The organism is Paenibacillus hamazuiensis (assembly GCF_023276405.1).
In the GTDB taxonomy this organism is placed as follows: Bacteria; Bacillota; Bacilli; order Paenibacillales; family NBRC-103111; genus Paenibacillus_AF; species Paenibacillus_AF hamazuiensis.
Genome location: NZ_JALRMO010000001.1, coordinates 3,513,363 through 3,528,115 on the forward strand (window position 1 = coordinate 3,513,363; position 14,753 = coordinate 3,528,115).

Genomic DNA, 14,753 nt, shown 5'->3' on the forward strand with positions numbered 1-14,753 from the left:
TGCCGTGCGGCAGGACAAAATCCTCCTTAGGTTTCTTTTAAGCATTGACCGCTTTCGCCGGCTCTAAAATGCGAACGACGCTGCCGCGGGATTCGTTAACGCCCGCCTCCGTCAATTTAACCTTGACGATATCGCCGATCCACTCCTCCGGCCCTTCGAAAACGATCTGCACGTAGTTGTCGGAGTAGCCCATCAAAAGGCCGCTTTTCGGATCCGCCTTGTACGTGCGCTCGGGAATGACCTCCAGCACTTGGCCGACGAACTTTTGCGCATACGCAAGCTGCATTTTTTCAGACAAGTCGATCAACTCGTGAACGCGCGCGTTTTTGATCTCCTCGTCGATCTGATCCTCCATGCGCGCCGCCGGCGTTCCGGTCCGTTTCGAATACGGAAATACGTGCATTTCGGAAAACTGCATCTGCTCCATGAATTTGTAGCCGGCGCGGAACATTTCTTCCGTTTCGCCCGGAAAGCCGACGATGACGTCGGTCGTAATCGCTACGCCCGGCATCGCCTTGTGCAGCTTTTGAATCTTCTCGCCGAACTCGGCGGTCGTATATTTGCGGCGCATTCTCGCCAGCACCCGGTCGTCCCCGGCTTGCAGCGGAATGTGCAGGTGGCGGCACATTTTGTCCGACGTATTCAGCACTTCGATCACTTCGTCGGTAATTTGACTCGCTTCGATCGAGCTGATGCGCACGCGCTGCAGCCCGTCCACGCGATCCAGATCTTTAAGCAGGCGGGCGAGACTGTAGTCCTCCAAATCTTCGCCATATCCGCCCGTATGAATACCGGTCAGCACGATTTCCTTGTAGCCCGCATCGACAAGCTGTCTTGCCTGCTTCAGTACGCTTTGCGGCTCCCTGCTGCGCATAAGCCCGCGGGACCACGGAATGATGCAGAACGTGCAGAAATTGTTGCAGCCTTCCTGGATTTTCAGAAAAGCCCGCGTCCGGTCGGCAAAATCCGGCACGTCCAGCTCCTCGAACGTGCGTGTCTTCATGATGTTGCGCACCGCGTTGATCGGCTGGCGCTCGCGTTCGAATTGCTTGACCAGCGGGATGATTTTATCCCGGTCCTGGGTCCCGATCACCAGATCGACGCCGGGAATCGCCATAATCTCCGCAGGGGAAGTCTGTGCATAACATCCGGTCACCGCCACGATCGCGTCCGGATTGCGGCGCACGGCGCGGCGGATCATTTGCCGGCTCTTTTTATCTCCCGTATTCGTCACGGTACATGTATTGATCACATAGATATCGGCCGTCGATTCGAAATCGACCTGCTCGTAGCCTTCGTTTTTAAAGAGCTGCCAAATCGCTTCCGTATCGTAAAAATTCACCTTGCAGCCCAAGGTGTGAAACGCTACGCTAGGCATCATCAGTCTCCTCCCATCTCTCCGGTTTCATATAAAATACACGTCAAACCGACCATTGCGGCGGTCTCCGTACGTAATATTCGTTTTCCGAGGCTGACCGGCAGGCATCCCGCCGCCTCCGCTTTGGCCACTTCCGTTTCCGAGAAGCCGCCTTCGGGGCCGACGATCAGCATGATTTTTTTGCGCGCTCCTTCACCGCTCTCGCCGCTCAGCAGCTTGCGCAAAGCCGGCTTCAGCTGCGAGCCGCTTTCCTTCTCGTAGCATATCCAGGCGGCATCCATTTCCTGCGCAAGCGCAAGCAGCGCCTTCCAATCGCAAGGGCTATCCACGGCGGGCACCCGGTTGCGGTGGGCCTGCTCCGCCGCTTCCTTGGCGATCTTCTGCCAGCGCTCCACGCGCTTGCCTTCCTTTTTCGCATCCAGTTGGACGACGGTCCTTTCGGAAACAAAAGGCACGAACCGCGCGGCGCCGATTTCCGTCGCTTTCTGGATGACGGTTTCCATCTTGTCGCCCTTCGGCAAGCTTTGCGCGATCCAAACCTCGACGTTCGGCTCGCGGTCCATCGGCAGCCGCTCGACGATCTCGGCGCGGACGCGGTCTTTGGCGATCTCGCGGATCTCGACAAGCGCTTCGCGGGCAAGCCCGTCGCTCACGATGACGCGATCGCCTTCTTCGGCCCGCATCACACGCGCCAGATGGTGGGCGTCGTCACCGGCAATAAGGACATAATCCTCGAAAAACTGTTCCGCAGGTATAAAATAACGCTGCATTCAGCCATCCTACTTTCCAGACAATCAAATTTCATCATACACCGTTTTCCGTCAAAATGCTACCATTTACAGCAATTCACCAGCGATTCGGCCGGTTCTTCAAAGCGGGGCCTGTCTTCCTAAGCCAGCAAAAATTTCACCCAATCGACCCGATAGCCGAAAATGCCGGACAAGAGCGCGTCGATCCCGGCGAAAATCGGCATTTGCAGCGCAAACACCGGTCCGAGTGTCACCCGGGAAATCGGCGGAATAAATACCATCAGCAAAAAGATGTAAATCGCCCACTGCTCGATTTTCGCGAACTTCAGCCTTAAGTGCAGCGGCAAAATGTCTTCCACAATCCGATACCCGTCAAGCGGCGGCAAAGGCAAAAGATTGAATAAAAACAAGGTCAGGTTCAGGAAAATGAGCAGCTTCATAAATAAGCGGACCGCTTCATACACGCCGGTCGACATCGCTTCGACCAAGTGGAACTTGAACAAAATGTAGCAAATGAGCATCCCGACAAAAGCGATCAGCAGGTTGGCGAGCGGGCCCGCCACCGAGACGACGATGCCCATCAGCCGCGGATGCTTGAACTTGCCGCGGTTGACCGGCACCGGCTTCGCCCAGCCAAACCCGGCGATCAGAATGAGCAGCGTGCCGATAATATCGAGATGCACTCGCGGGTTTAACGTCACCCTGCCGAGATTTTTCGCCGTTGGATCGCCGAATTTGTAAGCGGTGTAAGCATGTGCAAACTCGTGCAGCGTAAAGGCGATCAGCAGCACGAGCAGCACGAACGGAATTTCGTCAAGCGGATAACGGAAAAAGTTCCAGTCCATGGCCACCTATCGCTTTCTGGCTACAAGCACGACCCAATCCTGATCGTAATTGCGTTCCACGATTTCGAAATGATGGGCGGTCAAAGCCTGCGCCACATCCGCTTCCTTGCTTTGTATGATTCCGGAAGCGATATAAAGACCGCCCGGCTCAAGAATATCGTATACATCCTTCACGAACAGCAGCAAAATTTCCGCAAGAATGTTCGCGACGACCACCTGCACCGGAATATGTACGCCGAGACCGGTCGTCCCCTCGCCGCTTTCCTTCATCACCTGCAGCAGATCGCTCAGCTTCACGGTAATTTTCTCATCCAGTCCGTTCAGCCGGGTATTTTCGGTTGCGCTCGAGACGGCGACCGGATCGAGGTCGACGGCCAGCACATGGCGTGCGCCAAGCTTGGCCGCAGCGATCGCCAGCACCCCCGAGCCGGTGCCGACATCGATGACGTCGACGCCCGGGCGGATCGTCTTTTCCAGCGTCTTCAGACAAAGAGATGTCGTCGCATGCGTTCCCGTGCCGAACGCCATGCCCGGATCGAGCTCGATGATCAGCTCGTCCGGCCCGCCGCTGTACTCCTCCCAAGTCGGCTTGATCGTCAGCCTCTCCGAAACGCGCAGCGGCTTGAAATACTGCTTCCACGCGTTCGCCCAATCCTCTTCGTCCACCGTGCGCAGCTCGTAGGTCGGATCGCCGATTTCGATATCGAATTCCGGAAGCTGATTGATCGATTTTTTCAGCTGCTCCAATATTTCATCCATATCGGTGCCTTCGACAAAATAACCCTTGATGACCGCGCGGCCTTCCGGAATATCGTTCAAAGGCACCTCGTACCATTGTCCGAGCGACGTGTCGCGTTTTTTATTCAGTGTGCCCGATTCTTCGATCGATACACCGCCCGCCCCCAGCTCGTGTATAAAATTGGAGATCATTTCGATCGCCATTTCGGTCGTATGTACCGTAATTTCATGCCAACGCATTGATTCGATGTCCTCCCGGTTCAATTGTAGGAAAAAAAGCGCATTATGCCTATTGTACTATAATTAATCGTTCGGGTAAAACAAAGAAGCAAACTCCCCGGTTATCCGCAGACACAACAAAAAGACCGCGCCCCAAGCTTTCCGCTTAAGGCGCAGCCTCTTGCTGCCGGATCTATTCGAAGATGCGAATATCTTTCACTTTCACGTAACCGTTATCCGTAGAATAAAACCGAACCTTGCTCGTCGTCACCGGGTTGAACGTTTTAATCACCTTTGTGCTTGTGTTGCCGCTGACCGACGTGCCCGGTATGTCGACCCACGACGTGCCGTTCCACGACTGCAGCCTGAAGTTCGACACCGCTTCGCCGTTACCCTTGCCCGTTGTAATTTCGGCGCTTTTGATCGTGAAGTTTTGGCCGAGGTTGATTTCCAGCCAGTGCGGGCCGTTCGTATTCGCGCTGATCCAGCGCGATTCGTCGGCGACGATGCCGTCGACGGCTTGGCCTGCCGCATAAGTGCTGTAAGTGGAATCGGCCGTAACCGCCTTTTTCAAAGCGACGTTAGGGCTGGTGCCGGCAACATAGTGCTGTTTCATCTTTGCCGCCATGTTTTGCTGCCAGGCGGTCATGTCCGCCTTCAGCTGAGCGTCCGTGCGCGTGCCTGTCCGCAAATCGGCCATAAATTTATCATATTCGTCGAACGCCCAGTTTTCGATATCGAAGGTGTAGTTTTGGATACCGCCTTCGGCGTAATAATTGTCGGTCGAACCGACAAGAGCCGCCGTATCGATCGTGTGGTCGACATTGCGCCCGCCGCTGTAGCCGACCGCATTGTCGTCTGTATAATCATAGACGAGATGGCGTTTGGCGTTGATCGCCTGATACATCGTGGCAAGCTCGGCCGGAATCGTTCCGGTATACGGGAAAATCGGGATGAAAATGCCGACCGTCGGCTCACCGAGGCATACCCACATCGTAGTCAGCTTGCCGCCGTAAGGATCGCCGATTTTGTTTCCGACCAGCACCGTGCCGAACGTCGAGACGAACCGGTTGATATGCCAGCCGGTCGGCTTTTGGTCCCCCGGAAGTTCGCCGATGTTTTTGTTTAACGTCTCCAGGTAATTTTCCGTACCGAGCGCGTTCGTTCCGACCACTTTATGCATGAAAAAACGGTAGTCTTTCTTGAACGGATCGTCGAGCCGGATGCCTGTCCGGGTATGCCGTTTCACCGCGCTGGTGGAAAATTCCCAGTCGTGAATGCCGTCGGGCACATAGACGGTGTTAATGACGTTCATGTCCTCATCGCCGGTATGAGGATCGGTTTCCGACGCCACCGTCGTCGTCTGCTCATCGAAGAAATAAGGGAATCCGCTCGCCTTCGTCCAGTTCACCTTGCTGAAATTGTTGCGCCAGTCGTAGCCGCTATAAGCGCCGTCGGCCGGGTTTGCCGCATCCTTGTCGTCGTTATGCGCCGCCGTGTAATACCCGTTCGCGTCCTGCTGGTATTCCTGTGTAATGTTGTCGCGCGTAAAGCTGTCGCCGTCAAATTCGAACACCGCCGCGTTGCCGTTTCGGTCAAACACGCTGATCATCGCCGACGTATTGCGGGCGAAGCTGCCGTGGAAACCGCCGCCGCCATTCGTATCGCGCAAAATTTGCTCGACCTCGTCCACCGTCTCCGCGCGGGACAAAATGATGTGGTTCATATATCCGCCCGACATGCCGTTTGTCAAGTCTTGCGAAACCGGGTACCCGTGATCGGAGGCAAAATCCGAAGACAACGTGTGCCCGGCCACCTGGACAAGTCCGAGCCCTTTATCGTTGGCACCGGCCCATGGAATCGTCGTGTTCGTGACGGGATCTTTGCCGGAATCGCCGTTCGCCGTAATGCCCATGTAGCCGAACCTGGCCTTGTAGCGGTCGCCGCTGCCGAAGGAGCTGTTGTCCGCCGTATAATAGTATGGATACACCTGCCAGCCATCCGGTGTCGACCAGTGGTCGCGGTTTTTGAATGCGACCGGCCTGCCGTCGATCGTGGAATTGCCGGTGGCAACCGCCATGCTGGACGCCCGCACGACCGTTTCCGCCGGCAGCATGACCGCCGCCGCCAGTGAAACCGCCAACATTTTCACAGCCCATTTTTTCTTCATTACATCGCCTCCTCGCATTTTTGTGCAGGGCACTTTTATGTTCGGGCCCCACATCTCCATAGTAAAAAATTGGTATCCCGTTTCAAGCGACAATAATTTACCCGGCTCGGCAGTCCCGTCATTTTTTGCAGCGGTATGATGCTTAACCGATCTGTCGAAATTCCGTTTTGCCAATATTGACAGGCCCATATGAAAGAAAGATCAAAAAATGACGGTGCGGGGACCGTCATTTTTTGACCGGGCTATCCGGAGGTTTTGGCATCATTGCGGATTGACAGCCCTATTTCGGGAAAACCGGGAGAACCTGTTCAAAAAAGAACCGTCAGCGGAACATTTTTGTCGCGAGGATGGGTTTCTAACATCAGAAAAAAAGAAGAGGATTTTCTCCTCTTCTCTCGGTCCGTATAAAAGGGGGAAGAAACATACGAAGATTTCGTATAGCCCTTGATTATCGATTACGTTGGAGCAGCAAATAACCGCTGATACTTGAAGTTTTTCTGCGAAAAACCACTTTAAAACCTACGTCTTTGTCTAATAAGCAAGCCAGTGCTTGTCTCAGCAACCCGTTTGGCACCAAGGAAATACGACAAGGTTGAGCGCTGCCGACAACTCGAACAGCTGTAATTCTTCGCGCGGATCCGGGGACCAAAGGGTTTCTTGACCAAGTGATCAAAACCAAGTCAGTCTGACGAACGGCTTTTACACGAGCCATAATTACAATCACCCCCAATGTCGAGATGATGTAACATATGTTCGGGAAAAAATCTTGTTTGTACTAAGGTCTATGCGCCGACTAGTCCTTATCCTGCCGTCAGCGCCCGATCGCGCATTTTCCTTGGCGGCGGGGATCGGCGATGCCGTACATCGCACCCTGTTCGCCGATCACCATGCCGTGAATGCCGCCGTACCGGATCGGCACCGGATGGTGCTGCAGCCGGTAGCCCATCTGCAGCAGCTTGCTTTTTTCGGCCTCCGGGAGGTCCTCCTCATGATAAATAAGCCGCTCATCGGAATAAAATCTCGGCAGCGAGACGGCGTCGCTCAGCGGCATGCGGTTTTGCAGGAAGCGCACGAGCAGGCGCGTCAGTATCGTCGGAACCCGGTTGCCCCCGGACGATCCGAGAGTACAAAAAGGCTTGCCCTCCTTGAAAATCATCGTCGGCGAGACGTAGCTGTGCGGCCGTTTGCCCGGCTCCGGGCGGTTCGGCGAATCCGGTTCCGAGGCGAAGTTGCGCATCTGATTGTTCAGGAAAAACCCGCGCAAGTAGATGCCGGAGCCGAAAAAATCGCTGACCGTGTTCGTGACGGAAGCGATCATCCCATGCCGGTCCACCGCGACGAAGTGCGTGGTGCTGTTGTAGTCCTTCGCTTCGGCGGCCGATGCGTCGGACAAACGGTCGGGGCGAAGCCGGCTCGCAAGCCTAAGCGAATAGTCCGGCGCAGTCAGCTTTTCCGCATTCACGGGTACAAAAGCCGGGTCGCCCATGAGCGATTTCCGGTCGTCGAAGCATGTTTTGATGATGTCGGCGATCAGATGGACAAATTCGGCCGTACCTTCCTCATAACGGCTCGCCTTCAAATACTCCGCTATTTGCAGCGCCTGCACGATCGTAATTCCGGCAAGCGGCGCCGGCGAGCCGATAATTTCATAGCCCGCAAAAAATCCGCTGACCGGCGTTCTTTCGAGCACTTGGTACCCGCGAAGATCGTCAAGCGACATGCCGTTCACGAGACGAACGATATCTTCCGCAACCGACCCTTCGTAAAAATAACGGGCCCCCTGCGCCGCAATATGCCGCAGCGTTTCCGCCAGCTCCTTCTGAAGGAGAACGCTTCCCGCCTTCAACGGCTCGCCGTCCGGAAAAAAATGCGGCAGCGCAGAGCGGTCCAAATACGCGACCGAATTCAGCTGGTGCTCCATGATGCCGCTGATCGCAAAGCCGTGTTCCGCCAGCTCGATCGCCGACTGCAGCAGATCGCTCCACGGCATCGAGCCGAGCTTCGCGTGCATGTGCTCCATGCCTTTGACGAACCCGCAGACGCCGACCTCCTTCGGCGAAACGATACCGGACGCGGGCAGCACTTCCCTGTAGTCGAAAAACAGCGGAGCTCCCAGCGATTCGTGGTACAGCATCGTCGCCCCGCCGCCGCCGATGCCCGACCCGTAAGGCTCGACGACGCCGAGCGCAAACGAAACCGCAATCGCCGCATCGACGGCGTTACCGCCTTGCGCCAAAATGCGCATGCCGGCGTCGGCAGCCAGCGGATGAGCCGCGCTCACTCCGTATGATCCTGATTTTGTCCCGTTCATCCCGTGCGATCTCCTCCTTTATGCCTTCCAGTGCATCCGCCAGTCCGCCAACCAGTCTCGCGAACGATTCCGCGTCGGTCTGCGGCGTGCGGTACTTGCCGTTAATCTCGACCTGCACGCATTGGATTTTCATATGCTCAAAAACATGCGATGTCACGGTCCCCGGATGGGTGGCGGCAAACGTATCGTTCAAACGGACGCCGCTGATTCCATAGTTTTGTAAGCGGCGGACGATGAGACCGGCTAGCGGCTCGCGCAGCGTCCTGCCGTGCTGCGTCCCGAGGTCGATGTCGAACTCCCGGGCCGCCGAAGCGCCGTGCAAGTCGATCACAAGCCGGATGCCGTGGCGCCTCGCGAGCCGGACTAGCTCGTTTTTGTACACACCGCCCTCCACGAAATTCGGATCCTCATCGTAAAGCCGTGTCGTGTACATCAGGTGGCAGTCGGTCATGCTCTTCAAAATCAGACCGAGCGCGCCGGTGTACTCGTCCATTTCCTTCACCCAATCCCCGCGCAGATGGTTGACCGTGTGCGGGCAGGAGACGAGGATCGGGCAGCCCCCCGTCTGGTATGCATACACGATGCCGCCCATCATATTGCCGTTGTAATCGTTCAGTGCAAAAGGCGCTTCCAGCGCCTCGGCCAGGCGCGCCAGCCGCTCGAGCCCGCCGGGAGGTGCCACGTCTTGCTCGCGCTCCTCCCCCGGACCATTCCTTTGCCCGGCCGACAGCCCCCGCTCATTTGCCGCACACGGCTCGTGTAAAGCATCCTGCCCGTCCGCATCCCCGGCAGGCGAGCTGCATGAGCTCCCTTTCGCGCCCTCCGCTTCACGCCAATACATGCGCCATCCCTCCTTCTTCCAGCGGGTAATGACATGCGGCATAGTGGCCTTGCGCAATTTCCGCGAGCTGCGGCTCTTCGTTCCGGCATTTGTCCGTCGCGTACGGACATCGCGGGTGAAACCGGCAGCCGGACGGCGGGTTGATCGCGCTCGGCAGATCGCCCTCGAGCAGCGCCGTCTTCTTAGCCCCCCGCAGCGTCGGGTCCGGGATCGGTACGGCCGAAAGCAGGCTTGCCGTGTACGGATGCGCCGTATGCTCCATCAACGCGGCGGTCGGAGCAAGCTCGACTACCTTGCCGAGATACATGACCGCGATCTGATCGCTGATATGCTTGACCGCTGGAATGCCGTGGGCGATGAACACGTACGTCAGCTTGTACTGCTTTTTGAGCGCCGCGAGCAAATTTAAAATTTGCGCCTGGATCGACACATCGAGCGCGGAAACCGGCTCGTCGCACACGATCAGCTTCGGCTTCAGCGCAAGCGCGCGGGCGATGCCGATCCGCTGCCGCTGCCCTCCGCTGAATTCATGCGGATACCTGCCTGCGTACGACGGATCGAGCCCGACCGCCTGCAGAAGCTCGCCGACCCGCTCGCCCAGCTCTTTTCGGCTTACGGCTCCATGCGTTTTTAAAGGTTCGGCGATCAGATCGAAAACGCGCATCCGCGGATTTAACGAGGAAAACGGGTCCTGAAACACCATTTGAAACTCCGCCCGCTTGCGCCGCAGCGCCTCCCCCTTCATCGTGTTCAAGTTCACGCCTTCGAACCGCACCTCGCCTGCGGTCGGCTCGAGCAGCCGCAAAATCAAATTGCCGAGCGTCGATTTGCCGCAGCCGGATTCCCCGACAATGCCCAGCGTCTCGCCCGCATAGACGGTCAGATCCACTCCGTCGACCGCCATCAGCTGTTGTTTCGGGGCGAACAAGGACCCGCCGCCGATGTCGAAATATTTTTTGACGCCTTTGAGCTCCAGCAGCACGTGCCGCTTATCTTGGCTGTCCGTCATCCGATAGCCGCCTCCTTCGTTTCCCCATAAAGCCAGCACCGGACTTCTTCCCGCTCCGCGAACGCGAACGTTTCAGGCGCCGCCTTCCGGCATACGTCCCTGGCCTGCGGACAACGCGGGTGAAACCGGCAGCCCCCGGGCATGCTGAGCGGGCTTGGCACCGCGCCTTCGATGCTCTCCAGCTCCTCCGACAGCTTGTGGATTTTCGGCGTGCTGTTCAGCAGCCCGACCGTATAAGGATGCTTCGGAGCGGCAAACAACGTAAATACGTCGGCCTGCTCGACGATTTGCCCCGCATACATGACCATCACGCGGTCGGCCACCTCCGCAACGACGCCGAGATCATGCGTGATGAGCAGAATCGTCGTTTCGTTCAGCTCTTTCAGCGACCGAAGAATGCGCAAAATTTGCGCCTGGATCGTCACGTCGAGCGCGGTGGTCGGCTCGTCCGCAATGATCAGCTTCGGCCGGCAGGCGATCGCCATCGCGATCATCACCCGCTGCCGCATTCCCCCGCTGAGGGAATGGGGATAAGAGCCGTATACCCGCTCCGGATGAGGGATGCCTACCTGCCTGAGCAGCTCGATCACCCGCTGCCTGGCCGCCTCTTTGCCGATTTTTTCGTGAATCAGTATCGTCTCGCGGATCTGGTAGCCTACCGTGAAAACCGGATTCAGCGAAGTAAGCGGCTCCTGAAAAATCATCGCAATATCGCTGCCGCGCATCCGTCTCATATCTTTTTTGGACAGCTTCAAAAGGTCCGTCCCTTCGAATTCGATGCTTCCCTGCACGACCTTGCCGGAGTCTCCGAGCAGGCCGAGAATGGATAAAGAAGTGACGCTTTTCCCGCACCCGGATTCCCCGACGATCGCCACCGTTTCTCCTTTTTGCACGGAGAAGGAAACGCCGTCCACCGAAGCGACGACACCGCCGTCCGTGTAAAAGCATGTTTTCAAATCCGTCACGCTCAGCAGCGCCGTTTGTTCCATCGCCCTCACTCCTTCGCGTATTTTTGGCCCTGGGAGCGCGGGTCGAGCAAATCCCTGAGCCAATCTCCAAGCATGATGATGCCGAGCACCGTCAGCGTGATCGCCGCCCCGGGAAACGTCGCCACCCACCAGCTTGTCGACAAATACGTGCGTCCCGAGCTGAGCATACCGCCCCACGAAACGGCGGGAGGCTGGATGCCGAGGCCGAGAAAGCTGAGCGACGCTTCGGCAATGATCGTTCCGGCTACATTCAAGGTCGCGATCACGATAAAGGAAGAAAATACGTTCGGCAGCAAATGCCGCAGCATGATCAACCGGTCGCGCACGCCGATGGAACGGGCCGCTTTGACGAATTCGCGCTCCTTCACGCTGAGCGCTTCTCCCCTGCTGACGCGGGCATAGGATACCCAGTTGGTTATCCCGAGCACAAGTATAAGCGTTGTCATGCTCGGACCGAGCACGCCCAGCACGACCAAGGTAAATAATATATGCGGGATGGCCAAAAACGAATCGACCAGCCGCATCAACACATTATCGATAAAACCTCCGTAAAACCCGGATACGAGCCCGAGCATAAGACCGATGGCCCCGGCCACCACGACGGCGCTGATGCCGACCGACAACGAAACCCGCGAGCCGTAAATGATGCGGCTGAGCATATCCCTGCCGAGATTATCCGTGCCGAGCAGATGCTGGCTTGAGCCTCCGCTCAGCCATGAGGGCGGCTTCAGTATGGCCGACGGATTGACCTTCGCCGGATCGTACGGGGCAAGCCATGGAGCAAATACGGCGATGAGCACCAAAAAACTGACGATGATGAGGCCGATGGTTCCCGTTTTACTCCGAAGCAAAAGCGACATCCCGCGTTTCAAGCCGTTTGTTTTCATATGAAATCGCTCTTTCTTTGGTTTATTGGTACTTAATACGCGGGTCCAGCCATTTATAAACAATGTCCGCGAGCAGATTGGACAAAATGACGACCAGCGTGATGATAAAGACGGACGCTTCAACGATCGCCATATCTTTGCGGCTGATCGCCTGTACGATCAATTGACCGAGCCCCGGCCAGGAAAAGACGGTTTCCGTAATCAAGGCGCCGCCGATGAGCGAGGACGCCTGCATGGCGATAATCGTGACGACGGGGATCAGCGCGTTGCGGAAGGCATGCCGGTAAATGACGAGCATCTCGATCAGCCCCTTGCTTCTTGCGGTGCGAATGTAATCCTGCTGCAAAATTTCCAGCATCGCCGAACGGATCAGGCGGGTAATTTGCGCCGCGATCCCAAAGCCGAGCGTTACCGCCGGGAGCACGAGGTGCTCCAGGGTCCCCCGGCCGGAAACCGGCAGCACGTGCAGCTTCACGGAGAAAAGCAGGATCAGCATAATGCCGAACCAGAAGTTCGGCATCGCCTTGCCCAGTACGGCGACACTGCTGATCAGGACGTCGAGCCATTTGTTTTTGTGGGTGGCCGACCAAATGCCGAAAGGAACCGCGATCACGATCGCGATGAGCATGGAAGCCGCTGCGAGCTCAAATGTCGCGGGCAGTCTCTCCAGCACGAATGGCAGCGCTTCCTGGCCGTAGTAATACGATTTGCCGAAGTTACCCTGAATCACTCCCCATAAAAAGGTCGCAAACTGGACATAAAACGGACGGTCGAGATGAAGCGCTTCCCTCAGCGCCTGCCGTTCTTCCTCGGTTGCCGTTTCGGGCAGCATCAGCAGCACCGGATCCCCGGTCATATACAGCAAGACAAATACGATAAACGTAATAATGAAAAGAACGGGTACGATTTGCAGCAGTCTTTTGGCAATGTAACCTTTCATGATACCTCCCCGTAAAACAAGGTTCTGTGAAGCGGCAAGTCAACCCGACAAAAAAGGACCGGGAAAGTAAACCCGGCCCCTTATGCCCGCTCTTACTTTTTCGTAATATCCGGCACGTAGATCATCTCATCGGTCCGCGGCTTGAAGTTGATCGTCTTTTTCACGCCGTACAAGCCCTGCTCCGAGTACAGGTAAATGTGCGGCCGCTCTTCGGCGACAATTTTTTGAATCCGCTGGTATTGGGCGGTCCGGTCTTTCGGGTTCATATTGACAAGCGCCGCTTTCAGCAGGTCGTCGACCTCCCTGTTGCTGTAGTCCAGCTCCGTTTTCGCCTTTTCGGTGCGGTACACGTCGAGCGCCGTGTCGGCGTCGAACAGCGAGTTGCCGTAGGAGGCAAGGAACAGCTCCTTGTTTTTGCCGGCCGCCCGCATTTCCGTAAATTTCGCCCGTTCCATCAGCTCCAGGTTCACCTTGATGCCGACTTCGCCGAGCATCGCCTGGATCATTTCCGAAACTTCTTTATCTTTCGTATACACGCCGTTCGGCGAATGCAGCGTAATCGTCAGTCCGTTTGCGTACCCCGCTTCCTTCAGCAGCTGCTTCGCCTTGTCCGGATCGTAAAGCGACGTGTTGTACAGCGAAGGGTCGGCGCCGAAATTGCCCGGAGTGACGCGGGTGCGCGTCGGCGTCGCATATCCGCCGAGCACCGTCTCGGCGAGCGCCTTCTTGTTGATCGCAAGGTCGATCGCCTCGCGCACCTTCGGGTCTGCGGTCGGCAGCCCCTTGGTGGAGCGGACGGCCAGCAGGCCTACGCGGTTGGACGTTGCCTTCAGCATCGTCGTTTTAGGCTCCGCGTTCACGACGTTGACCAGGTTGGCCGGCAGGTTCGCGATCAGATCGACACTTCCGGCTAAGAGCTCGTTGACGCGGCTGGAATCTTCCGGAATTTTGCGGAACACGACGCGATCCCAATCTTTCACGCGGCCTTCGAAATAGTTGTCGTATGCCTCCAGCACCACGCGGTCGTCCCGCACCCATTCCGAGAACTTGAACGGCCCTGTGCCTATGGGATGAGCAAGAAAATAGTCGAAGCCGTTTTTCTCGATATAAGCTTTGGGCAGCATACCCGAGCCGATCCGAGACAATCGGTTAAGCAAAGCCGGCTGGGGGCCGTCTGTCAATATTTGAAAGTTCTGATCGTCAATGATCTTGACTTCTTTAATCTGCTTGTAGTTTGGGTTTTCCTTCAGCCCTTTGTCCTTGGCTACACGCTCGAGCGTATATTTCACGTCGGCCGACGTAAACGGATCTCCGTTATGGAAGGTGACTCCCTTTTTCAGCTTGAATTCCCACGTCGTATCGTCGACGACCTTGTAGCTTTCCACCAGATCGGGTTTGATCTCCAAGTCGGAATTGCGCTTGAATAAGTAATTGAACATATTGATATGAATCGCTTCGGTCAAAATCGTATTGTGATTATGGATATCGAACGATACCATGTCGGTCGGCATGCCTATGGTCAGAATGCGGCTTCCCTTGTCTTCGCCTTTGTCCGCTCCCGCAGATTTCGCGTCCGGCGTGGCGGAAGGTTTCGAGCAGCCGGCCAGCACAAGCAGCGTCAAGATCAGAAGCAGCAAACGTTTTGCCCATGTCGAGCTATTTTCGTCGATCATCGTT

At 56.5% G+C, this 14,753-nt stretch carries 12 protein-coding genes; all 12 read right to left on the reverse strand.

Annotated features, from left to right (window positions below; all coding sequences use genetic code 11):
- Window positions 1–37 precede the first annotated feature (37 nt).
- The 12 genes from mtaB to MYS68_RS15610 all read right to left on the reverse strand — a co-directional run bounded on the left by mtaB (window position 38) and on the right by MYS68_RS15610 (window position 14,749).
- On the reverse strand, window positions 38–1,378 hold the full coding sequence (gene mtaB / locus MYS68_RS15555; RefSeq protein WP_248930920.1) for a tRNA (N(6)-L-threonylcarbamoyladenosine(37)-C(2))-methylthiotransferase MtaB: 1,341 nt from the start codon (window positions 1,376–1,378) through the stop codon (window positions 38–40).
- A 2-nt stretch (window positions 1,379–1,380) separates the two neighbouring features.
- Window positions 1,381–2,148, reverse strand: a complete 768-nt coding sequence (locus MYS68_RS15560) for a 16S rRNA (uracil(1498)-N(3))-methyltransferase (protein ID WP_248926721.1) — start codon at window positions 2,146–2,148, stop codon at window positions 1,381–1,383.
- Window positions 2,149–2,267: 119 nt separating this feature from the next.
- On the reverse strand, window positions 2,268–2,972 hold the full coding sequence (locus MYS68_RS15565) for a site-2 protease family protein (protein WP_248926722.1): 705 nt from the start codon (window positions 2,970–2,972) through the stop codon (window positions 2,268–2,270).
- A 6-nt stretch (window positions 2,973–2,978) separates the two neighbouring features.
- Window positions 2,979–3,950, reverse strand: coding sequence for a 50S ribosomal protein L11 methyltransferase (gene prmA / locus MYS68_RS15570; protein ID WP_248926723.1), 972 nt, complete (start codon window positions 3,948–3,950; stop codon window positions 2,979–2,981).
- A gap of 172 nt (window positions 3,951–4,122) precedes the next feature.
- Window positions 4,123–6,099: a discoidin domain-containing protein gene (locus MYS68_RS15575; protein ID WP_248926724.1), complete on the reverse strand. Its 1,977-nt coding sequence runs from the start codon at window positions 6,097–6,099 to the stop codon at window positions 4,123–4,125.
- 811 nt (window positions 6,100–6,910) lie between these two features.
- Window positions 6,911–8,410: a gamma-glutamyltransferase gene (ggt, locus tag MYS68_RS15580; protein ID WP_248926725.1), complete on the reverse strand. Its 1,500-nt coding sequence runs from the start codon at window positions 8,408–8,410 to the stop codon at window positions 6,911–6,913.
- Window positions 8,319–9,251: an N-formylglutamate amidohydrolase gene (locus MYS68_RS15585; protein ID WP_248926726.1), complete on the reverse strand. Its 933-nt coding sequence runs from the start codon at window positions 9,249–9,251 to the stop codon at window positions 8,319–8,321. Before MYS68_RS15585 ends, ggt begins: the two co-directional genes overlap by 92 nt.
- Entirely contained in the window at window positions 9,238–10,260 is a 1,023-nt protein-coding gene (locus MYS68_RS15590) for an ABC transporter ATP-binding protein (RefSeq protein WP_248926727.1), read from the reverse strand. The genes MYS68_RS15585 and MYS68_RS15590 overlap by 14 nt, the downstream gene beginning before the upstream one ends.
- Window positions 10,257–11,249: an ABC transporter ATP-binding protein gene (locus MYS68_RS15595; protein ID WP_248926728.1), complete on the reverse strand. Its 993-nt coding sequence runs from the start codon at window positions 11,247–11,249 to the stop codon at window positions 10,257–10,259. Before MYS68_RS15595 ends, MYS68_RS15590 begins: the two co-directional genes overlap by 4 nt.
- 5 nt (window positions 11,250–11,254) lie before the next feature.
- Window positions 11,255–12,136, reverse strand: a complete 882-nt coding sequence (locus MYS68_RS15600) for an ABC transporter permease (protein WP_248926729.1) — start codon at window positions 12,134–12,136, stop codon at window positions 11,255–11,257.
- A 22-nt stretch (window positions 12,137–12,158) separates the two neighbouring features.
- Window positions 12,159–13,076 carry an ABC transporter permease gene (locus MYS68_RS15605; RefSeq protein ID WP_248926730.1) on the reverse strand — a complete coding sequence of 306 codons (918 nt, stop codon included), beginning with the start codon at window positions 13,074–13,076 and terminating at the stop codon, window positions 12,159–12,161.
- Window positions 13,077–13,168: 92 nt separating this feature from the next.
- Window positions 13,169–14,749 (reverse strand): ABC transporter substrate-binding protein, encoded by a 1,581-nt coding sequence (locus MYS68_RS15610; protein WP_248926731.1) that lies wholly within the window; start codon window positions 14,747–14,749, stop codon window positions 13,169–13,171.
- Window positions 14,750–14,753 lie beyond the last annotated feature (4 nt).